Origin of the sequence: Actinophytocola sp. (assembly GCF_050699935.1) — a bacterium.
Taxonomy (GTDB): Bacteria; Actinomycetota; Actinomycetes; order Mycobacteriales; family Pseudonocardiaceae; genus Actinophytocola.
The window spans coordinates 1-19,341 of the sequence record NZ_JBOHGB010000139.1; the positions used below are offsets into that span (position 1 = coordinate 1).

Here is a 19,341-nt window from a genome sequence, read left to right on the forward strand (position 1 = left end):
CCAGCGGGTGAGAAAGCTCGACCTGGACACCGCACCGGCCGCACGGATGCACCGAGGTGAGCCGGCGACGCTCCCGCAACTCGGCGTAGGTCAGGCCGGGTCGCCAGTTGCCGGCCGCGGACAGCTGACTGGATGTCTCGCTGGTGGTCTTGAGCCGTAGCCACTCGTCGAGTTCGGTCAGCAGGTCCAGGACGTGTGTCGACTGGCACAGGAAGTCCCACGCGCGGGCTTTCGGGCAGGAACAGTCGGGGAGACCCTGTAGGATGCCAACTGGTCCGCCAGACCCGGGAGCCGCCTCAGGGCGGCTTCTGCCTTTCATGCCGCCCCCTCGATCTTGGCGAAGCGGGCGCGGATCGAGGCTTCCCGGGTCCGGGAACCGTCAGGGGTACGGACTAGCTCGGACCCCTTCGCGCGGGCCCGGGACGACTTGAGCGCCAGCCGCGCCATGTGCGCCTTGCGGGCACACTCGGCTCGGCGAGTCCGCTCGGCGGGGGCGAGTTCGTTGTTGGGATCGACTTCGCGTTCGAACCGGGCCAGCAGCCCGGCCTGGCCGCGTGCCGCGGTGGCCGCGGGGTTCTCCTTCGCCCATCTGGTGAGTGCGGCGAGTCTGGCGCGTTGGCTGCGCTGCTCGGGGGTTAGGGCCACAATGGGACCGCCGTTCTGGAGAGTTCGGCACGGCGGGGCCCTGGGCTTACGGCTGAGCGTGGCGCGCCAACGCCTGCTCAGCCTCCAGGGCCTCGCTGCACATGGGGGGATATGCGAAAGCCCCGAGCCCTAGAAGCGGGGTCGGGGCATGAGAAAGGCCCCGCAGACTGGACTTGACCAGTCGGGGGCCAGGATGAACATCGTCATCATGCATGCAGGCCAGTCCGGCGTCAAGCATGCCGTACTGCTCGGTGGCCTGAACCATCTCGACCCCCTGCAAATGCAAGAACACCGAGCGCGCACCACTCCCATCTTGGGAATGCGTGCTACTCGGTGTCGGGGTCTGTACTTCCACTCCACCGCGTCCGACCAGCCAGGGTTTCTACATCCCGCAGGATGAGCCTGCTCGTATCTCGACGGTGGTGACTTTCCGTTCGCCTGCCCCCTTGCACGAGGGACAAGGGGAGTTCAACGCGCGCGGGCCCTCATGCGTGGCTCAGATCGGCGCTCCATACCCCAGGTTTCTAGCTTTAAGGGCAGGCTAGTGGCTCAATGTTCAGTTAGGTGGGCACAGCAGTGCCCAGCGAAACCATGCTATAGCACGCCGCTCATGCCCACGGGGCAACACGCCCGGCGTGTTTCAGAGGTCGCCCAGGTTCAACCGGCGTGCCTCCTCGGCCGCCCGTTGCGCCGCTGTCGCCCGCGTGTACCTGTCGAGCATGTCGCGGCGGGTCCAGCCCGCGATGGCCATCAGGGAGCCCTCGGAGCCCTCGGCGTCCAACCAGCGTTGCGCCGCGGTGTGCCGCGTCAGGTGCGGGTGGAAGTTCTCGATGCCGGCCAGTTCAGCCCGGTACTTCAACGTCAGGTACAGCGCGCTGTAGGTGAAGCCCTTACCCCGGTCCCCGAGCCACAGCGGCGGTGTGTCCGCCAACCGGTGGGTACGCCGCAGCCGCAGGTACCGGTCGATGGCGCGGCCAGTCTGCGGCCCGAACGGCACCCTCCTGCCCTTGCCGCCCTTGCCCTTGCGGATGACCGCGGAGCCGGCGGTCAGGTCGACGTCGCCGGTGGTCATGCCGACCACCTCGCCGGCCCGCACGATGGCCTCCAGCATGAACCTGCAGAGCGCCTCGTCCCGGCGGTCGCGGAACTCCTTGCCCCGGCAGGCCGCGATCAGGGCGCGGCACTGGTCATCGGAGAGCCGCTCCACGACCTGCTGGTCCAGCTTGGGTGGTCGCAGCCCGAGCAGCTCGTCCCGGGGGATCTCCTCCTCCTCGGCCAGCCACGCGGAGAACCGACGCAAGGACAGCTGGCGGGCGCGGGCGGTGGACGCCTCGGCGCCGGCCTCGAGCAGCGCGGCGACGAACCCGTTGACGGTGGCGCGGTTGAGGACCGGGGGAGTGTCCTCGCGGTCGGTCCAGGCGAGGAACTGCCGGACGCCCTCGGTGTAGGACTTGAGCGTCTCCGGGGACTTGCGTTCGGCGCGCAGGTGCAGGGTCCAGGAGTCGAGCAGTGTGGTCAGGTCCAGACTCGCCATGACCGATATCTTGACTGAGAGCGGCATGCGTGTCTAGTGTGTGGCTCGCTGACCCACTTTTTCGCAGGTCAGCGAGCCAATTCCACAGAGCCCGTCATTCGAGGTAGTCGCGCAGAACCTGCGACCGCGACGGGTGGCGCAGCTTCGACATGGTCTTCGACTCGATCTGGCGAATGCGCTCGCGCGTGACGCCGTACACCTGGCCGATCTCGTCCAGCGTGCGCGGCTGGCCGTCCGTGAGGCCGAAGCGCAGCCGCACGACGCCCGCCTCCCGCTCGGACAGCGTCGCCAGCACCGACTGCAGCTGGTCCTGCAGGAGCGTGAAGGACACCGCGTCGACGGCGACGACCGCCTCGGAGTCCTCGATGAAGTCGCCGAGCTGGCTGTCGCCCTCGTCGCCGATGGTCTGGTCGAGCGAGATGGGCTCCCGGGCGTACTGCTGGATCTCCAGCACCTTCTCCGGGGTGATGTCCATTTCCTTCGCCAGCTCCTCCGGCGTCGGCTCGCGGCCGAGGTCCTGGAGCAGCTCACGCTGTATACGGCCGAGCTTGTTGATCACCTCGACCATGTGGACCGGGATGCGGATGGTCCGCGCCTGGTCGGCCATGGCCCGGGTGATCGCCTGCCGGATCCACCACGTCGCGTACGTGGAGAACTTGTAGCCCTTGGTGTAGTCGAACTTCTCGACCGCGCGGATCAGGCCGAGGTTGCCCTCCTGGATCAGGTCCAGGAACGCCATGCCGCGGCCGGTGTAGCGCTTGGCCAGCGACACCACGAGCCGCAGGTTCGCCTCGAGCAGGTGGTTCTTGGCCCGCTCACCGTCGCGCACGATCCAGCGCAGGTCGCGGCGCAGTTGCGGGACGAGCTTCTCCGACTGCTCGTCCTCGGCCTTGCGCACCCGCTCCGCCGCGTACAGGCCGGCCTCGATCCGCTTGGCGAGCTCGACCTCCTCCTCGGCGTTGAGCAGCGCGACCTTGCCGATCTGCTTGAGGTAGGCCCGCACGGAGTCCGCCGACGCGGTGAGCTCGGCGTCCTTGCGCGCCTGCCGGAGCGCCTCGGACTCCTCCTCGTCCCAGACGAAGTCGCCGTCCTTGGCGTCCTTCGCGCCGTCCTTCTCGGCGGCCTCCTCCTCGACGGTGTCGTCGACGACGTCGATCTCGACGTCCTCGAGATCCTCGAGGTTCGGGGACTCGAGCTCGGGCTCGTCGCCCTCGGTCGGCTCGCCGGTGGCCGAGTCGGCCTTCTTGTTGGCCTCCGCCGCCTTCGTCTTGGTGGTGCCGGTCTTCTTGGCGCCGGTCTTCGTCGACTTGCGCGGCGCTCGCGGCTTCGCGGCGGGCGCCTTCTTGGTCGCGGTCTTCAACGTGGGCTTCTCAGTCGACTCGTCGGTTTCCGGCTGAGCGTTTACCGACTTCGCGGCGCTCGCCGAGGCGGTGGAGCGTCGGGTTGCGGATCGTGCGGCTGCCACGTACGCCCTTTCGCTGCTATCGATCACGGACGGCCAGAAACCTGGCCTGCCGGAATTCGGGGAAGCCCGTCGGCCGTGAACCGCAGGCTGTGTTCCATTGTAACGACGATACTCCGCATCGGATGCGAACCCGGCGAAGATCGAGTCAGGGCTCAGCCGTGCAGGTTCTCCCGGACGGCCACCGCGGCGCCGACGATGCCGGCGTCGTTGCGTAGTTCGGCCGCCACCACCCGGGTGCGGACCTCCAGCAGCGGCAACCACTTGTCGGCCTTCTTGCTGACCCCGCCACCAGCGATGATGAGATCCGGCCAGATCAGGTCCTCGAGCCCGCGGATGTACCGGCTCACCCGCCCGGCCCACTCCGCCCAGGACAGGTCCTTGTCCTCCTTGACCGACGCCGCCGCGCGGGTCTCCGCGTCGTGGCCGTCAACCTCGAGGTGGCCGAACTCGGTGTTGGGCACGAGCCGCCCGTCGAGGAACAGCGCGCTGCCGATGCCGGTGCCGAACGTCAGCAGCACGACCACGCCCTCGCGGTCGTGCGGCCAGCCGTAGGAGATCTCCGCGATGCCGGCCGCGTCCGCGTCGTTGAGCACGACGACGTTCTTCGGGTCCTGCCGGAGCCGGTCGGCGAACAGCGCGGCCGCGTCGGTGCCGAGCCAGGACTTGTCGATGTTGGCCGCCGTGTGCGCCACCCCCCGCTTGATCACCGCCGGGAGCGTGATGCCGACCGGGCCCCGCCAGCCGAACTCGTCCACGATCTGCTTGACCACGTCCGCGACCGCATCCGGCTTGGACGGGTCCGGAGTGGCGATGCGGATCCGTTCGTCGTGCAGCTTCCCGGCGTCGAGGTCGACCGTGCATCCCTTGATGCCAGATCCACCGATGTCCACGCCGAAGCCGAGGGTTGTGCCCATCCCCACGGATCCCTTCGTACTCGATTCAGCTCGCTGTTCTTCGGAGATTAGCCGGGTGTGGTCGGATAGGTCTCGTGGGTGCAGAGCTTCTTCAAGTCGCGACCGATGTGGCCATCGAGGCGGCGGTGCTCGCGCGGACGACCCGCGAGGCCGCGATCCACGACGTCGGCACGAAGAGCAGCGAGACGGACGTGGTCACCGCGGGGGACCTCGCGGTGGAGACGATGGTGCGCACGAGGCTGGCCGCGCTGCGGCCCGGCGAGCCCGTGCTGGGCGAGGAGTCGGGTGGGTCGGGCGAGCCCGGTGACGGCGTGTGCTGGGTGGTCGACCCGATCGACGGCACGGTCAACTACCTGTACGGCTTCCCCTGGTACGCGGTGTCGCTGGCGGCGCAGGTGGACGGCGTGTCGGTCGCCGCGGCGGTCGTCGAGCCGTCGTCGGGCCGCAAGTGGACCGCGTCCCGCGGTGGTGGCGCGTTCCTCGACGGGCACCCGCTGCGCGTGTCGTCGGCGACCCGGCTCGAGGTGTCGCTGGTGGCCACGGGCTTCGCCTACCGGGCGGAGCGCCGCACACGGCAGGCGGCCGGCATCGCCGGTCTGCTGGGCCGGGTGCGCGACATCCGCCGGGCGGGCGCCGCGTCGCTGGACCTGTGCGCGGTGGCCGCCGGCTGGCTGGACGGCTACTTCGAGCACGGCCTGAACCGCTGGGACTGGGCCGGCGGCGCGCTGATCGCGGAGGAGGCGGGCGCGGTGGTCCGCCTCCCGACCTCCGACGACGACCTGACGTTCGTCGCCACCCCAGGCATCGCCGCCGAACTCACCACGGCCCTGACAGAAACCGGCCTGGCCACCATCTGACGCGGGTCAGCAGGTGACCTTGCGGGATTCGGCCAGCAGCTTCGCGTCGATCTTGGGCTGGGGGCCGCTGGCCTGCAGGCCGCCCTTGGCCTTCGGATGCGCGGCCGCCCAGTCGCTCAGCTGCTCGATAACCGTCTCGCTCTGCGAGTTCGGACGCAGGTCGTCGAACATCTTGCCGATCGCCAGGTCGACGGTCGCGTCCTTGCGGTCGTCACGGATCAGCTCGGCGCACGGCTCGATGAGCGACAGCGTTCGCGCGGCCGGCGTGCCCTGCGGGCCGAAGCGGATCTGCGCGCGGCAGGTCATCGTGTCGGCGTAGAGCGGGTCGTTCTCCGGCTCCGCCACCTGAGTGAACCCGAGCTGACGCAGGTTCTCCGTGACGATCCGCGCGCCGCCCCTCTTCGTGCCCGCGTTCAGCACGCGCACGAGCGCCTGACCCGGCGGCAGGGGAGTCGTCCGGTCGAGAGAGTCGTTCTCCAGGGCCTGCCCGAGCGTGGGCGTCGGCGCGGCCGGCTTGCCGTTCGCGGGCGCCGAGGTGGTCGGCCGGGGCGCGGGCGGGTCGCAGTTGGTGGCGCTCTTCGACCCGGCATCGGTGTCCATCACGCGCAACCACACGATGGTCGCCGCGACGCCGAGGATGACGATCAAGATCAACGCGGGCAGGGGGCGCCGCTTCCGATAGCGCTGTGGCCCGTTGTTCCGCCACCCGTTGCCGGACGCCACCTCGGCCCGCCTCCCTCAGGTCCCAGATCCCCTGGACACCCTGTCTTTCGTTGCTGATCAGCCTATGCGTTTCAGTGTTCTTCGGCCGGACGGGGCGCGACCTGTAGGCGCATCGTGTCGAGATTGAGTCATGCCTGGAAAACGATCGCCTAACGCAATGGCCCGAACGCGTTCTGTGACACCTCTGGCGATCATCGCACCACGGACCGAGCATGTCGGCAAGGGGCCCACCGCGACCTTCGCCGGACACACCCGAAAGAGTGACGTGCTGGAAGAGCAGCGATTCATGGGCTACCCTCTCCGGGCTCCAGTCGGAGAACGTTCCAAGCAATCGATTTCGGCCGGGTCTGACCGCGAGACCCGCGTCACTTCAGCTGGCGGGCACAAACTGCGGCCCCGGAACGTTGACCAGCGGCACACACATTCTGAAGTGGGGGTGCTAGACCATGGCCACCGATTACGATGCGCCACGCCGCAGCGAGGCCGACGACCTCGCGGAGGACTCGCTCGAGGAGCTCAAGGCTCGTCGCAACGAGAACCAGTCCGGGGTCGTCGACGTCGACGAGTCCGAGACCGCCGAGAGCTTCGAGCTGCCCGGTGCGGACCTCTCCGGCCTCTCCGGCGAGGACCTGACGGTCCGTGTGGTGCCCAAGCAGGCGGACGAGTTCACCTGCTCGAAGTGCTTCCTCGTGCATCACCGCAGCCGGCTCGCCGAGGAGAGCAAGGGCCAGTACATCTGCCGCGACTGTGCCTGACCCGACCGGTCGGACTCAGTCGCCCGCGCGCAGCGCCTCGACCAACCGGTCGGGGTGCCGGGTGCTGAAAACCCAGTAGGGGGTCGGATCCCCGGGGTCGGTCTGCCGCAACCGCACCACCGGGCCGATCCACCCCCGATGCAGCACGTAGGCGGCCGGGTCCAGGTGTGGACCGAGCGCCTTGCGCTTGTCCTTGGCGGACACGACCTGTATCTCGCCGACGTAACGCAGTGGCAGGTGGGCCTTGCCGACCCACAGGTCGCCGTCCTGGACGCGCACGCTCGTCGACCCGGCACGCCAGATCAGCAGCGCCGTCAACGGCAGCAGCACGACGTACGGCAGCCATGCCCGCACACCGGGATAGCCGAGGTGAACCTCCGCCGCGAGCAGCCCGGCCGCGAGCAGCGGAAGCGGCCACCAGTACCAGCTGACATACAGCCGCTCCCGGTACCGCGTGCCGGTACTGGCCTGAGTGTCGGTCACGGACCCAGAGTAGTCTCGCCGGTCGTGCCCAGCGTGGAGGTCTTGCTCACCCGGCTCGATCCGGGAGTACCCGTACCGTCGTACGCGCGGCCGGGCGATGCCGGTGCCGATCTCGTGACGACGGTGGACGCCGTGATCCCGCCGGGAGAGCGAACGGTCGTCGGCACCGGTGTCGCGATCGCCCTGCCCGACGGGTACGCCGCGTTCGTCCACCCGCGTTCCGGCCTCGCCGCACGGGTCGGGCTGAGCGTGGTGAACACGCCGGGCACCGTCGACTCCGGCTATCGTGGCGAGATCAAGATCTGCTTGGTCAACCACGACCCGCGGAACGCGATCGAGCTGCGCCGGGGCGACCGGATCGCGCAACTGGTGGTGCAGCGCGTCGAGCACGCGGTGTTCCGGGAGGTCGACGAGCTGCCCGAGTCGCAGCGCGGTGCCGGCGGCCACGGATCCACCGGTGGGCACTCGATGTTGGCCCGCGTGACCGGGGCGGAGGAGTAGTGGGACTGTTTGGGCGGCGTCGCCGGCAAGACGACGCCGACGAGGATTTCGAGGACGCCGAGTCCTACGAGGACGACGACGAGTACGAGGTGATCGGCGGCGACCTCTTCGACGGCGCCGGCCCGTGGGACGAGGAGGACGCCCCCGAGGACGGCCTCAACCGGATCGACCTCGGCTCGGTTCGCCTGCCGGTCCCGGAGGGCGCGCAGCTACAGGTCGAGATGGACCCGGCCGGCCCGGTGAAGGCCGTGCACGTGGTCCTCCCCGTGGGGCAGCTGACCGTCACGGCGTACGCGGCGCCGCGCTCCGGCGGGCTGTGGCGCGAGGTGAGCACGGAGCTGGCCGAGCAACTGCGCGCGGACGGCGCGACGGTCCGCTCCACCACCGGCGAGTGGGGTCTGGAGCTCCTGGCCGCGCTGGGCGACATGTCGCTGCGCTTCGTCGGCGTCGACGGGCCGAGGTGGATGCTGCGTGGCGTGGTCGCGGGCCCGCCCGATCGCCTGGACAACAGCGCGGCGGCACTCTACGAGCTCGTCCGCGGCACGATCGTGGTCCGCGGCACGCAACCCATGCCGGTACGCACCCCGCTGCCGATCGAGCTCCCACCGGCCATCGCGGAGCACATCCAGCAGGCGCAGGAGGACGGCCCCGCCTGAGCTGCCAATGCCCGCAAGGCGTCCTTCAGGGCGCTCAACGCCTGCAAGGCGTCCTTCCAGGCGTTCCGCCGGCCGCACGCAGGAACGCCAGCACCGCGGCTCGTCCCAGTGCCTCCCGGTCCACGCCCATGATCGACAGCCGCGTCCGGCACACCGACGCGCACGGCAGCGCCGTGGCCCACTCGTCCGCCACCGACGCCGGGTGCACGGGGTCGTCCGCACACGCCGCGATGCCCACGGGGACGTCCAGCGTCGCCAGCTCAGCCAGCGTCGGCGCCGGCCGCGCCGCCGCCACCTCCAGCGACTCCGCCAGCCCATCGCCGTAGCCGTGCCAGGCCCGCGCCAGCTCGTCCGCGAGCCACCGCGGCAGCTCCGACCCCGACAGCGCCCCGGCCACGCCCGAAGACCGGACCGCGGCCGCCGACAGCAGCGCCGACCGCGAGGCGGGCGCGGTACCGGGCTCCCCGTGCCACGCCGGCAAAGCGAGCACCAGCCCCACGCACCGTGACGGGTTCGCGACCGCCCACTCCGCCGCCAGATGAGCGCCGAACGAGATGCCGCCGACCACGACCGAACCGGAGGACGACGACAGCGCGGCCAGTGCGGCGTCAGCGAGTGACGGTCCGGGCACGGGCGCGGGGGTGACGACCGTGATGCCCGCCGCGGCCATGGGGATCTCGAACACAGATCTGACGAATCTGTCGTCGGACCCGGTACCGGGCAGCATAATCGCCGTCCGGGGATCCCAGTCCTCGGCGAATCGATATCCGGCAACCGTCACGTGACTTTTCCTCCACACCAGCCCCACATCTCGTGGTTACGCTGGATTTGTACAGGGTCGGGCGTCGGGGCCGACCCCCAGCAACTGGAGCGTCAGTATGGGCATCGAAGCCCGTGGTGGGCAGGGTCCGCGTGGTAAGGGATCACTACGCCGCCTGGTCAAACGGCTGACCACCGACATCGACGAGCTCGATGCCGATGATCTGTCCGAACACGTGGAGGCCGAGAACGCGCGCAAGGCGTGCGACTGCCGGTCCGGCGAGGAGGTCACCGTCCTCGGCCGCCTGCGCACCGTGGAGCTGAGCCCCCGGGACGCGGTGGCTACCCTGGAGGCCGAGCTGTTCGACGGGACCGAGGGCGTGACACTAGTCTGGCTCGGTCGTCGGCGTATCCCGGGCATCGAGCCCGGCCGGACGATCAAGGCACAGGGCCGGATCGCGATGCGGGACGGGCAGAAGGTGCTCTACAACCCCTACTACGAGCTGCAGACGGCCACATGACGCGAGAGAACACCGGGACCGACGAGAGCAAGAGCGAGACCGAGAGCACGACCGAGAGCACGACAGACGGCAAGGCCGAGCTGGAAGACAAACAGCAGACGCTGCTCGAGCAGATGGGCGGCATCACCGGCCTGATCTACTCGACGGTCCCCGTGCTCGTGTTCATCACGGTCAACGCGCTCTTCGACCTCATGCCGGCGATCTGGAGCGCCGTGGGTGTCGCTGTGGCGATCACGGTGTTCCGGGTCGTGCGCAAGGAGCCCCTGCAGCCGGCCGTGTCCGGGTTCTTCGGCGTCGCCATCGCGGCGTTCATCGCCTACAAGACCGGCGACGCCAAGGGCTTCTTCCTGTTCGGCATCTGGGCGAGCCTCGTCTACGGCAGCCTGTTCCTGGTGTCGGTGCTGGTGCGCTGGCCGCTCGTGGGCGTCATCTGGACGTTCCTCGACGGCCACGGCACGTCGTGGCGCAAGGACGGCAAGGCGCTCCGCGCGTACTCCCTCGCCACGCTCACCTGGGTCGCCGTCTTCGCCGCCCGCTTCACCGTGCAGAGCTGGCTCTACGACGAGGACCAGACCGGCTGGCTCGCCTTCGCCCGCCTCGCCATGGGTTACCCGCTCACCGCGGTCGCCCTGGTCGTGACCATCTGGGCGGTGCGCACCGCGGGCCACCGGCAGCGTGACCTGGAGAAGGCGGCCGCGGACGAGGAGCGCGCCATCGAACGGCGCCTCCGGGCGAAGTACAGCGGCGAGAGCGCCTGACCTCTTGCCCCTCGGGCAATGCACATACGTTCGAGTGAACCTACCCCGTAGACTGCGGGACTCTGCGGGATCTCACGTAGGTTGGACATATGTACGACCACGAGCCCACCGTGCGGTCCCGTGAACTGGGACTGGCGCTGCTGCGCGCCATCGGGACCGCCGGCCTGAACCAGAGCGACCTCGCGAACCTGCTCGCGTGGTCTCCCAGCAAGGTGAGCCGGATGATCTCCGGGAAGCGCTGCGCGAGCCCCGAGGACGTGTCCGCGGTGCTCGCCGTCGGCCGCATCGTCGGCCCGAAACGCCAGGAGTTGCTGGAGATGGCGCGGCACGCCACCGAACGCGGCTGGTGGCAGGACTTCGGTGACCGCCTGCCCCCGGAACTCCGCACCCTCAGCGACCACGAAGACTCCGCGTTAGCGATCACCAGCTTCGACACGTTGTACATTCCGGGTCTGCTGCAGACACCCGACTACGCGAAGGCGCTTTTCAATGCCAACCCGATGATTCCCGAGGCGGAGATCAACGATCGGGTGCTGGCGCGACAGCAACGCCAACGGATCTTCGACCGGCAGTACCCGGCGCACTTCAAGTTCTTCATCGATGAGTACGCCATCCGGCGCACCGGGGCGGGTCGGGAGATCATGTCCGACCAGGTCCACTATCTGCTGCGGATGTCTGTGCGGCCGTACGTCGAGGTCCGCGTGGTCCCCGAGCAGGTCGGCTTCCACGCTGGCCAGCAGGCGTTCAAGCTCATGGAGTTCACTGAGATCAACCCGGTGCTGCACATAGAAAATCTCACATCTGTGCTGTTCTTGGAGCGCACGGACACGATTGACTCCTACCGCCGCAACATCGCGGTGCTGGGTAAGGTTGCGCTGGATGAGGACCGGTCCCGCAGCTGGCTTGCCGATGTGGCAACCGAGCTGGGAGAGGAACACCATGCGCACCGCCCAGCCGCAATCTTTGAGCTGGAGGAAGAGTTCTTGGAGTAACCCGAACGACTGCGTCGAGTTGGCCTGGCCGAGCGAGGCAGGGGCCGTTCGCGACTCCAAGAACGCGGACGGCCCGATGCTCCTGGTCGATCGGGCCGGCCTGACGGGTCTGGTCGCCTGGGTCAGTAGCCGAGCGCCTGCCTGATCTCGTTCTCCACGTCCGCCGCGGCGACGAACAGCAGCTCGTCGCCGGCCTCGAGCGGGTCGTCGGACTGCGGCACGATCACCCGCCCGCCGCGCAGGATCGTCACCAGCGCGGCGTCGCGGGGGAGCACCACGTCGCGCACGGCGCGGCCGGCGAGCGGGGTGTCCTCGGGCAGCGTGAGCTCGACGAGGTTGGCCTGCCCCTGGCGCAGCGTCAGCAACCGGACGAGGTCGCCGACGGAGACGGCCTCCTCGACCATCGCGGCGAGCATGCGTGGCGTGGACACGGCGACGTCGACGCCCCAGGCCTCGGTGAACAGCCACTCGTTGGCGGGGTCGTTCACGCGCGCCACGACGCGGCGCACGGCGAACACGGTCTTCGCGAGCAGCGCGACGACGAGGTTGACCTTGTCGTCACCGGTGGCCGCGATGACCACGTCGCAGAGCTGCATGCCGGCGTCCTCGAGCGAGGAGAGCTCGCAGGCGTCGGCGAGCACCCACTCGGCCTGCTCGACGGTGTGCGGCTCGAACTGCGCCTGCTGTCGCTCGATGAGCATCACCTTGTGCTCGCCGGCGATCAGCTCTGCGGCGATGGACCGGCCGACGGCGCCAGCACCGGCGATCGCGACGCGCATCAGGACGACTCCTCGGGCGGTTGACTTGCGGCATTGCTGACATCACTGATCGTGCCGGACAGGGCGGAGACGTACACCTGGTCGTCGGCCTGCACGACGGTCTTCGTGTTCGGCAGCACCCCGGTGCCGAACCGCATGATGAAGGCGACGCGCGCGTTGGTGACCTGTTCCAGCTCGGCGACGGTGTGGCCGACCCACCCCTCGTGGAGCGGGAGCTGGACGATCGCGACCTTCCCGGTCGGATCCCGCCATGCGGACGCGAGGCCGTCTGGCAGCAGCGTGCGCATGAGCCGGTCGGTCGTCCAGGGCACCGTGGCCACGGTGGGGATGCCGAGCCGCTCGTAGACCTCGGCCCGCTTGGCGTCGTAGATCCGCGCGACGACGTGCTCGACACCGAAGGTCTCGCGGGCCACGCGCGCGGCGATGATGTTGGAGTTGTCGCCGCTGGAGACGGCGGCGAGCGCGTCGGCCCGCTCGATACCGGCCTCGACCAGCACCTTCCGGTCGAACCCGACGCCGACGACCTGCTGGCCGTGGAAACCGGTGCTGAGTCTGCGGAAGGCCTGCGGGTCCTTGTCGATCACGGCGACCGTGTGGCCGAGGCGCTCGAGCGCGGCCGAGAGCGACGCCCCAACGCGACCACAACCCATGATCACGACGTGCAAGACCAGGCCTCCTCCGAAATCGTTCTCCCCACGTAGGGTGGGTGTCAGGATGAACCTACCCGGTCGCTACTCCGTTCCGGTGACGCGACCGCATACCCTCTTCACTCGTGCCCAAGCTCGCAGCCGTCACGAAGCGTGTGCTGGTCGGCCGGCCCTTTCGGACCGACCGGCTGAGCCACACGCTTCTGCCCAAGCGCATCGCCCTGCCGGTGTTCGCCTCCGACCCGATGTCCAGCGTGGCCTACGCGCCCGAGGAAATCCTCGTCATGCTGTCCATCGCCGGGGCCTCGGCGTACGTGTACAGCCCGTGGATCGGCCTGTTCGTGGCCCTGGTCATGGTCGCCGTCGTCGCCTCCTACCGGCAGAACGTCCGCGTCTACACCTCCGGGGGCGGCGACTACGAGGTCGCCACCACGAACCACGGCCCGAGATGGGGCAAGGTCGTCGCGAGCGCGCTGCTCGTGGACTACGTGCTGACGGTCGCCGTGTCGATCGCGTCCGCGGCGGCCAACATCGGCTCGGCCGTTCCGTTCGTGGCGAGCTACAAGGTGGAGTTCGCGGTCGGCGCGATCGTCATCCTCACCGCGATGAACCTGCGGGGCGTGCGGGAGTCCGGCACCGCGTTCGCGATCCCGTCGTACGCGTTCGTCGGCGGCGTCCTGCTGATGATCGTCACCGGCGTGATCCGGGTCCTGGCCGGCGACGCCCCTCAGGCGGAGAGCGCCGGGTTCGAGTTGGTCGGCGAGGACGAGCATCTGGTCGGGTTCGGCTTCGCGTTCCTGATCCTGCGGGCGTTCTCGTCCGGCAGCGCGGCCCTGACCGGTGTGGAGGCGATCTGCAACGGCGTCCCCGCCTTCCGCAAGCCGAAGGGCCGCAACGCGGCGAACACGCTGCTGATGATGGGCGTCCTGGCGATCACCATGTTCCTCGGCCTGCTCCTGCTGGCCATGATCACCGGCGCCAAGGTCGCCGAGCACCCGGAGACCCAGCTGGTCGACGCGCCGGAGGGCTACGAGCAGAAGACGCTGATCGCCCAGCTCGCCAACGGCGTCTTCTCCGGGTTCGAACCCGCGGCGTGGTATGTCATCTTCTTCACCGGGCTCATCCTCATACTCGCCGCCAACACCGCGTTCAACGGCTTCCCGGTGCTCGGCTCGATCCTGGCCCAGGAGCGCTACCTCCCGCGCCAGCTGCACACCCGCGGCGATCGGTTGGCGTTCTCGAACGGGATCCTGTTCCTGTCCGGGTTCGCGATCATCCTGGTGGTCGCGTTCGACGCGGAGGTCACCCGGCTCATCCAGCTCTACATCGTCGGCGTGTTCATGTCGTTCGTGATCAGCCAGAGCGGCATGGTGCGGCACTGGAACCGGTTGCTGCGCACCGAAACCGATCCGGCGGCCCGCGCGCGGATGCGCCGCTCTCAGGTGATCAACGCGTTCGGCTTCTCGATGACGGCGGTCGTGCTCGTCGTCGTGCTGGTCACCAAGTTCACCCAGGGTGCGTGGATCTCGCTCGCGGCGATGGCCGCGATCTACGCGCTGATGACCGCGATCCGGCGGCACTACGACCGGGTGGCGGCGGAGCTGCGGGAGATGGAGCTCAACACGCCGACGTCCACGTTGCCGTCCCGCAACCACGTGATCGTGCTGGTGTCCAAGCTGCACCTGCCGACGCGCCGGGCGCTCGCGTACGCGCGGGCGACGCGCCCGGACGTGATCGAGGCCGTGACCGTGAACGTGGACGACGCGGACACGCGGGCGCTGGTGGCGTCGTGGGAGCACGAGGACTTCTCGGTGCCGCTGAAGGTGATCGAGTCGCCGTACCGGGAGATCACCAAGCCGGTGCTGGACTACGTGAAGCGGGTGCGCACGGACAGCCCGCGCGACGTGGTCACGGTCTACATCCCGGAGTACGTCGTCGGCCGGTGGTGGGAGCAGCTGCTGCACAACCAGAGCGCGCTGCGGCTCAAGGGTCGCCTGCTGTTCCAGCCCGGCGTGATGGTCACGAGCGTGCCGTGGCAGCTGGCATCGTCGGAGCGGGTGCGCGACCGCGACGAGGCCGCCCCGGGCGCGGTCCGCCGTGGACTGTCCGAAGAGGACAAAAGGTGAGCTGGGCGGGCCGGCGCTTCACCGTCGTGGTCGGCCCGATCGCACACGGCGGCCATTGCGTCGCACGCCACGAGGGCCGGGTGGTGTTCGTCCGGCACGCGCTGCCCGGCGAGGAGGTCGTCGTCTCGGTCACCGAGGACCGCGGCGGCTCCTTTTGCCGTGCTGACGCGATTTCCGTCCTTTCGGCGTCGTCTGATCGGGTCACGCCACCCTGCCCGGTGGCTAGACCGGGCGGATGCGGCGGTTGCGACTTCCAGCATGCGGCGCCGGCGAGGCAGCGCTCGCTGAAGGCCGCCGTCGTGGCCGAGCAGATGTCCCGCCTGGCCGGGGAGACCGTGGACGTGGCGGTGGAGGAGCTTCCCGGCGGACCGCTGGGCTGGCGCACCCGGGCGCGGCTGGCGGTGTCCCCGGAGGGTCGGCCGGGCTTCCGCGCGCACCGCAGCCACGAGGTGATCCCCATCGACGGGTGTCCCATCGCGGCGCCCGGAACGGTCGACCAGGTGGTCGGCCGGGTGTGGCCCCCGAACTCGTCGGTCTCGGTGGCCGTCGACGCGTCGGCCGTCACCCACATCGGCCCGTCCACGGCCGTGGAGACGGCGGCACGCCGCGAGTGGCGCGTACCCGCAGACGGCTTCTGGCAGGCACACCCCGACGCGGCCGATGCCTATGCGGAGGTGGTGGCGTCGTGGGCGAGCCTGGAGCCTGGGGATGCGGCGTGGGACCTGTACTGCGGCGTGGGCCTGTTCGCCGCGGTCCTGGCGGAGGCGGTCGGCGGAGCGGGCGAGATCATCGCGGTCGAGTCGGCACGGTCGACGGCACTGGCGGCGGCCGACAACCTGGCCGATCTCCCGCAGGTGCGCGTGTTCGAAGGCCGGGTGGAGGCGGTGCTGAAGGCCGGGGTGGGTCGCGAGCCGTCGGTAGTGGTCTTGGACCCACCGAGAACGGGCGCCGGCCGCAAGGTCGTCGAGGCGATAGCCGCCCGGGCGCCGGCCCAGGTGATCTACGTGGCATGCGACCCGGCCGCCCTGGCGAGGGACGTGGCCACTTTCAAGACCCACGGCTACGCCCTGAGCCGGCTACGAGCCTTCGACGCCTTCCCGATGACGCACCACCTGGAATGCATAGCCCTGCTGTCGCGTCACCAGGCCGGCTGACTCGCCTGCCCGAACGGACGCCGTCCGGGGCCGCGACCCGGCCGCCGGAACGGCATCGGCCCACTGCCGGGCGGCGGCACCGGGCCCGGCTGCTGATGCGGTCCTGGCGGCGGTCCCTGTGGTGGCCCTTGGGGCGGTCCCTGTGGTGGCCCTTGGGGTGGTCTCTGTGGTGGCCCTTGGGGCGGTCCCGGTGGCGGGAACCCGGGTCGCTGCGCCCCGCCGGGCGGAGTCGGCTGGCTGGGCTGCCCAGGATTGTGGTGGCCGGGCGGAGCGCCGGGCTGTCCCGGTGTCCCGCCGGGCGGCGTCGGCTCACCGGGTGGGCGCCTGCCGGCTCGTTGCCGTAGCCAGTCCGGGATGTGCTCGTCCGCGCGTGGAAAGAACCTGAGCTCGTCCGCGAACCCGATCGGCGGCGGCACCCGGCGCCATGGCGGCTCCACGTCCGGCTCGAACTCCGCGCTGAAACTGCTCGGCGGGTCCAGCACGTACACCGCCGACAGCCACGTCCCACGTCCGGGCCGGTACATGCCCTGCCGCAGCTTTCCCAGCCCCTCAACAACTTCCCGTGGCGGCGGCACCGGTCGCGGCGAACCGTCCGGCCCGGTCACGAAGACGTCCACCTCGATGTGCCGACCCGCCGACCGGTACTCGGCACGCACCTGCTTCCAGCCGTCCCCCGCCACTTGCAGCAATGCACGGCCCACCTGCCGGGTCAACTGGTCCTGCTCGGCCTGCTCCATGACAGGCTGCGGCTCGGTCAACGCACCAACCCACCCTCTGTTCACGCTTGGGGAGCATGACCTTACCGGGTCGTTCCATCACCCAGCGTCGGGTTAGGACCGAACGACAGTCCGAGCTGGAACGGGTGCATCGGCCACGTGGCGACGGCGAACCTGGTCAGGAGGCCGGCGGCGCGGATCGTCCGGTCCGTGGCGGGTGAGGCCAGTAACTGGGTGTCGCCGTCAACCGGTTGTTGGTCTCGCCACACCGGCGCCCCGAGCGGCACCGGCGAGGTCTCGACGACCGAATGCCAATCGCGCCCGTCGGTGCGCAGCATGATCAGCACGACGGGCGTCACCGGCACGTGCCACCCGCCGGTCTCGATCGCGACGTACTCGCCGCGTTGGCCCGCCGCGACCACGATGTCGCCGATCCAGCTGTAGAAGTCGGACATCGCCTTGTCATCCGCCGCGCGGTAGGCCTCCGTCTCGCTGGCCGGGATCAGCTGCGTGCTCGCGCCGCCGAGGTTGCCGCTCTTGTTGCGGTAGCGGTCCATCAGGAACAGCGTGTTGCGATCCGGCGCGAACAGCGCTGCCTCGCGGAACCGCCGGTTGTCGATCTCGGTCCGCGACTCGAGCCCGATGCCGATCCGGCCGCGGATCCCGGTGGGGTCGGCCATGCGCCAGTAGCTGACGGAGTCGTTGTGCCACAGGGGCAGGTACCCGCCGATGGGCAGTCCGATGAGGACGGTGTGCATGAGTTCGCCGGCCACGCCGGGCGGTTCGCCGGGACGCGGGCCGGCCGTGCCCATCGGTGCCGCCGGTGGAAGTCCCACCGCCCGGGGTAAGCCGATCGGCTCAGCCGGGGCCGGCGGAAAGCCGCCCGGCGACGCCATCGGACGGCCGCCGGCCGGGAGCGTGGGGTTGGCCGAGGCCGGGCGGGTGACGTCCAGGCCGGTCCCTGGGAACTGGCCGCCCTGGCTCGGGTCGGCGGGGTGGGCGCCGGGCGCGACGATTCGGCTCGCGGGCGAGAAGCCGGGGAACGCATCGGCCCGTGCGGCGCCGGCGAGGCCGTTGTGCGGGGCGCCGGGGAACCCGTTCGACGCGGCACCGGTCGCGGGGCCGATCGCGGGGAGGGCGTCGCCGGGTCGGGGGACGATCGAGCCGGGGTAGGCCTCGCCCGGTGCGGCGGCGGGGATCCGCGTGCCGGTCGCGTTGGGCGGGTAGGCGTCGCTCGGGTCGATGGCGGGGTTCCGCGTGCCGGTCGCGTTCGGCGCGTTGCGGGCTCCGGTCGCATTGGGCGGGTGTCCCGGGCGGGCATCGGTCGGGTAGGCGCCGTTCGAGTGGCCGTTCGCGGGGCCCGCGCCGTTGACCGGCGAACGGTTCGGGTCGGCGGGTGGCGGCTGCGGCGTCGAGCGGGGGCCGGCCGCGTTCGGCGGAGATCCTGGGAATGCGGCGCGCAGGGCCGGCGGTAACCCTCCGGCCGAAGCGCCCGGTCCAGGGTTCGGTGCGGCACCGGGGAACGGTGGACGCGCGCTCGTCGACTCCGGCGATGCTCCGGGGAACGCGCCCGGCGGATTGCCGCTGATCGAGTCGGGAGGGGTACCGGGGAAGGCGCCTGGACGACCGTTGCCCGGGCCGGACGAGGCGGCTGGGGAGGCGGGTCCGGCGCCCGGGTGGCCGTTGCCGGAGGCGCCTGGGCGGACGCCCGGTGAATCGGGTGCGGAGCCTGGGTAGGCGCTCGGGTAGCCGTTGGCCGGGTCGCGCGGGTGCCCGTTGGTGGGGCCGCCTGGGCGGGCGCCGGGTGGATCAAGTGCGGCACTCGGGAAGGCGGACGTCGGGTAGGCGTCGGTGATGTCGGGTGAGCCGCCTGGCACTGAGTGCGCGGCCGTGATGTCGGCCGCGGTGTCGTGAGGAATGCCCGGGAAGGCTCCTGGGCGCCCGTTGCCGGGCGCGGGTGAGGTGCCCGGCGTGGCGCCTGGGGATTCGGGCCCCGCACCCGGGAAGGCTCGCGGGTAGGCGTTGGTGGTGTCGGGTGAGGTGCCCGGGAACCCGCCCGGGCGGGCGCCGCCGGAGTCCGATGACGTACCTGGGAAGGCGCCCGGGCGAGCGTTGGTGGGTTCCGGCGAGGTGCCCGGGAAGGCGCGTGGGTAGGCGCCGCCGGCGTCCGGGGTAGCGCCCCGCGGGTCGGGTGTGGCGCCCGGGCGGGCGCCGGGGGAGTCGGGTGAGGTGCCGGGGAAGGCGCCCGGGCGGGCGCCGCCGGAGTCGGGTGAGGTGCCGGGGAACGCGCCTGGACGTGCGCCGCCGGAGTCCGGTGACGTGCCGGGGAAGGCGCCTGGGGAGGGCCGGGCGCCCG

Annotated in this window: 21 protein-coding genes and 1 pseudogene; 10 read left to right on the plus strand and 12 right to left on the minus strand. The window is 70.4% G+C overall.

Going from position 1 to position 19,341, the window contains the following annotated elements; genetic code table 11:
* From ACRDTB_RS30530 to ppgK, 5 genes are all read right to left on the minus strand, one after another.
* Positions 1–319: hypothetical protein (locus ACRDTB_RS30530; protein ID WP_431435644.1), on the minus strand; the 319-nt coding region annotated here is incomplete at its 3' end.
* On the minus strand, positions 316–645 hold the full coding sequence (locus tag ACRDTB_RS30535; RefSeq protein ID WP_431435645.1) for a hypothetical protein: 330 nt from the start codon (positions 643–645) through the stop codon (positions 316–318). The genes ACRDTB_RS30530 and ACRDTB_RS30535, both read right to left, overlap by 4 nt.
* A 640-nt stretch (positions 646–1,285) precedes the next feature.
* Complete coding sequence (locus ACRDTB_RS30540) at positions 1,286–2,179, minus strand: tyrosine-type recombinase/integrase (RefSeq protein WP_431435646.1); 894 nt, start codon at positions 2,177–2,179, stop codon at positions 1,286–1,288.
* Between the two features lie 94 nt (positions 2,180–2,273).
* A complete protein-coding gene (locus ACRDTB_RS30545; protein WP_431435647.1) occupies positions 2,274–3,644 on the minus strand; it encodes an RNA polymerase sigma factor in 1,371 nt (456 codons plus the stop codon).
* 152 nt (positions 3,645–3,796) lie between these two features.
* Entirely contained in the window at positions 3,797–4,558 is a 762-nt protein-coding gene (gene ppgK, locus ACRDTB_RS30550; RefSeq protein WP_431435648.1) for a polyphosphate--glucose phosphotransferase, read from the minus strand.
* A gap of 74 nt (positions 4,559–4,632) precedes the next feature.
* On the opposite strand from ppgK, the gene ACRDTB_RS30555 reads away from it, so the two are divergent.
* Positions 4,633–5,415 carry an inositol monophosphatase family protein gene (locus ACRDTB_RS30555; RefSeq protein WP_431435649.1) on the plus strand — a complete coding sequence of 261 codons (783 nt, stop codon included), beginning with the start codon at positions 4,633–4,635 and terminating at the stop codon, positions 5,413–5,415.
* Positions 5,416–5,421: 6 nt separating this feature from the next.
* On the opposite strand, the gene cei is transcribed toward ACRDTB_RS30555, so the two are convergent.
* Positions 5,422–6,138: an envelope integrity protein Cei gene (gene cei, locus ACRDTB_RS30560; protein WP_431435651.1), complete on the minus strand. Its 717-nt coding sequence runs from the start codon at positions 6,136–6,138 to the stop codon at positions 5,422–5,424.
* Between the two features lie 446 nt (positions 6,139–6,584).
* On the opposite strand from cei, the gene ACRDTB_RS30565 reads away from it, so the two are divergent.
* The gene (locus ACRDTB_RS30565; RefSeq protein WP_431435652.1) at positions 6,585–6,893 is read left to right on the plus strand and encodes a DUF4193 domain-containing protein; all 309 of its coding nucleotides are present in this window, start codon (positions 6,585–6,587) and stop codon (positions 6,891–6,893) included.
* Positions 6,894–6,908: 15 nt separating this feature from the next.
* Here ACRDTB_RS30565 and ACRDTB_RS30570 read toward each other — a convergent pair whose 3' ends face one another.
* Positions 6,909–7,376 (minus strand): DUF3093 domain-containing protein, encoded by a 468-nt coding sequence (locus ACRDTB_RS30570; protein ID WP_431435653.1) that lies wholly within the window; start codon positions 7,374–7,376, stop codon positions 6,909–6,911.
* 24 nt (positions 7,377–7,400) lie between these two features.
* Here ACRDTB_RS30570 and dut point away from each other — a divergent pair, with 24 nt between their 5' ends.
* The gene (gene dut, locus ACRDTB_RS30575) at positions 7,401–7,877 is read left to right on the plus strand and encodes a dUTP diphosphatase (protein ID WP_431435654.1); all 477 of its coding nucleotides are present in this window, start codon (positions 7,401–7,403) and stop codon (positions 7,875–7,877) included.
* Positions 7,877–8,533, plus strand: coding sequence for a DUF3710 domain-containing protein (locus ACRDTB_RS30580; RefSeq protein WP_431435655.1), 657 nt, complete (start codon positions 7,877–7,879; stop codon positions 8,531–8,533). The genes dut and ACRDTB_RS30580 overlap by 1 nt, the downstream gene beginning before the upstream one ends.
* Positions 8,534–8,567: 34 nt before the next feature.
* On the opposite strand, the gene ACRDTB_RS30585 is transcribed toward ACRDTB_RS30580, so the two are convergent.
* The gene (locus tag ACRDTB_RS30585; RefSeq protein ID WP_431435656.1) at positions 8,568–9,218 is read right to left on the minus strand and encodes an alpha/beta fold hydrolase; all 651 of its coding nucleotides are present in this window, start codon (positions 9,216–9,218) and stop codon (positions 8,568–8,570) included.
* 193 nt (positions 9,219–9,411) lie between these two features.
* Between ACRDTB_RS30585 and ACRDTB_RS30590 the strand changes: the two genes are divergently transcribed.
* The 4 genes from ACRDTB_RS30590 to ACRDTB_RS30605 all read left to right on the plus strand — a co-directional run bounded on the left by ACRDTB_RS30590 (position 9,412) and on the right by ACRDTB_RS30605 (position 11,708).
* Positions 9,412–9,813: an OB-fold nucleic acid binding domain-containing protein gene (locus ACRDTB_RS30590; RefSeq protein ID WP_431435657.1), complete on the plus strand. Its 402-nt coding sequence runs from the start codon at positions 9,412–9,414 to the stop codon at positions 9,811–9,813.
* Positions 9,810–10,571, plus strand: coding sequence for a DUF3159 domain-containing protein (locus ACRDTB_RS30595; protein ID WP_431435658.1), 762 nt, complete (start codon positions 9,810–9,812; stop codon positions 10,569–10,571). The genes ACRDTB_RS30590 and ACRDTB_RS30595 overlap by 4 nt, the downstream gene beginning before the upstream one ends.
* Before the next feature lie 89 nt (positions 10,572–10,660).
* Entirely contained in the window at positions 10,661–11,563 is a 903-nt protein-coding gene (locus ACRDTB_RS30600; RefSeq protein ID WP_431435660.1) for a helix-turn-helix domain-containing protein, read from the plus strand.
* Positions 11,511–11,708, plus strand: coding sequence for a DUF397 domain-containing protein (locus ACRDTB_RS30605; protein ID WP_431435661.1), 198 nt, complete (start codon positions 11,511–11,513; stop codon positions 11,706–11,708). Before ACRDTB_RS30600 ends, ACRDTB_RS30605 begins: the two co-directional genes overlap by 53 nt.
* Here the strand turns inward: ACRDTB_RS30605 and ACRDTB_RS30610 are convergent.
* Positions 11,686–12,342, minus strand: coding sequence for a potassium channel family protein (locus ACRDTB_RS30610; protein ID WP_431435662.1), 657 nt, complete (start codon positions 12,340–12,342; stop codon positions 11,686–11,688). The genes ACRDTB_RS30605 and ACRDTB_RS30610 overlap by 23 nt on opposite strands.
* Positions 12,342–13,007 carry a potassium channel family protein gene (locus ACRDTB_RS30615; protein WP_431435663.1) on the minus strand — a complete coding sequence of 222 codons (666 nt, stop codon included), beginning with the start codon at positions 13,005–13,007 and terminating at the stop codon, positions 12,342–12,344. The genes ACRDTB_RS30610 and ACRDTB_RS30615 overlap by 1 nt, the downstream gene beginning before the upstream one ends.
* Before the next feature lie 107 nt (positions 13,008–13,114).
* On the opposite strand from ACRDTB_RS30615, the gene ACRDTB_RS30620 reads away from it, so the two are divergent.
* Together ACRDTB_RS30620 and ACRDTB_RS30625 are read left to right on the plus strand one after the other, a co-directional pair.
* On the plus strand, positions 13,115–15,115 hold the full coding sequence (locus tag ACRDTB_RS30620) for an APC family permease (RefSeq protein WP_431435664.1): 2,001 nt from the start codon (positions 13,115–13,117) through the stop codon (positions 15,113–15,115).
* Positions 15,112–16,269, plus strand: a complete 1,158-nt coding sequence (locus ACRDTB_RS30625) for a class I SAM-dependent RNA methyltransferase (RefSeq protein ID WP_431435665.1) — start codon at positions 15,112–15,114, stop codon at positions 16,267–16,269. Before ACRDTB_RS30620 ends, ACRDTB_RS30625 begins: the two co-directional genes overlap by 4 nt.
* Here ACRDTB_RS30625 and ACRDTB_RS30630 read toward each other — a convergent pair.
* The gene (locus tag ACRDTB_RS30630) at positions 16,254–17,027 is read right to left on the minus strand and encodes a hypothetical protein (protein WP_431435666.1); all 774 of its coding nucleotides are present in this window, start codon (positions 17,025–17,027) and stop codon (positions 16,254–16,256) included. The genes ACRDTB_RS30625 and ACRDTB_RS30630 overlap by 16 nt on opposite strands.
* A gap of 41 nt (positions 17,028–17,068) precedes the next feature.
* Positions 17,069–19,341 (minus strand): annotated as a pseudogene (locus ACRDTB_RS30635) (hypothetical protein); the annotation flags it as partial.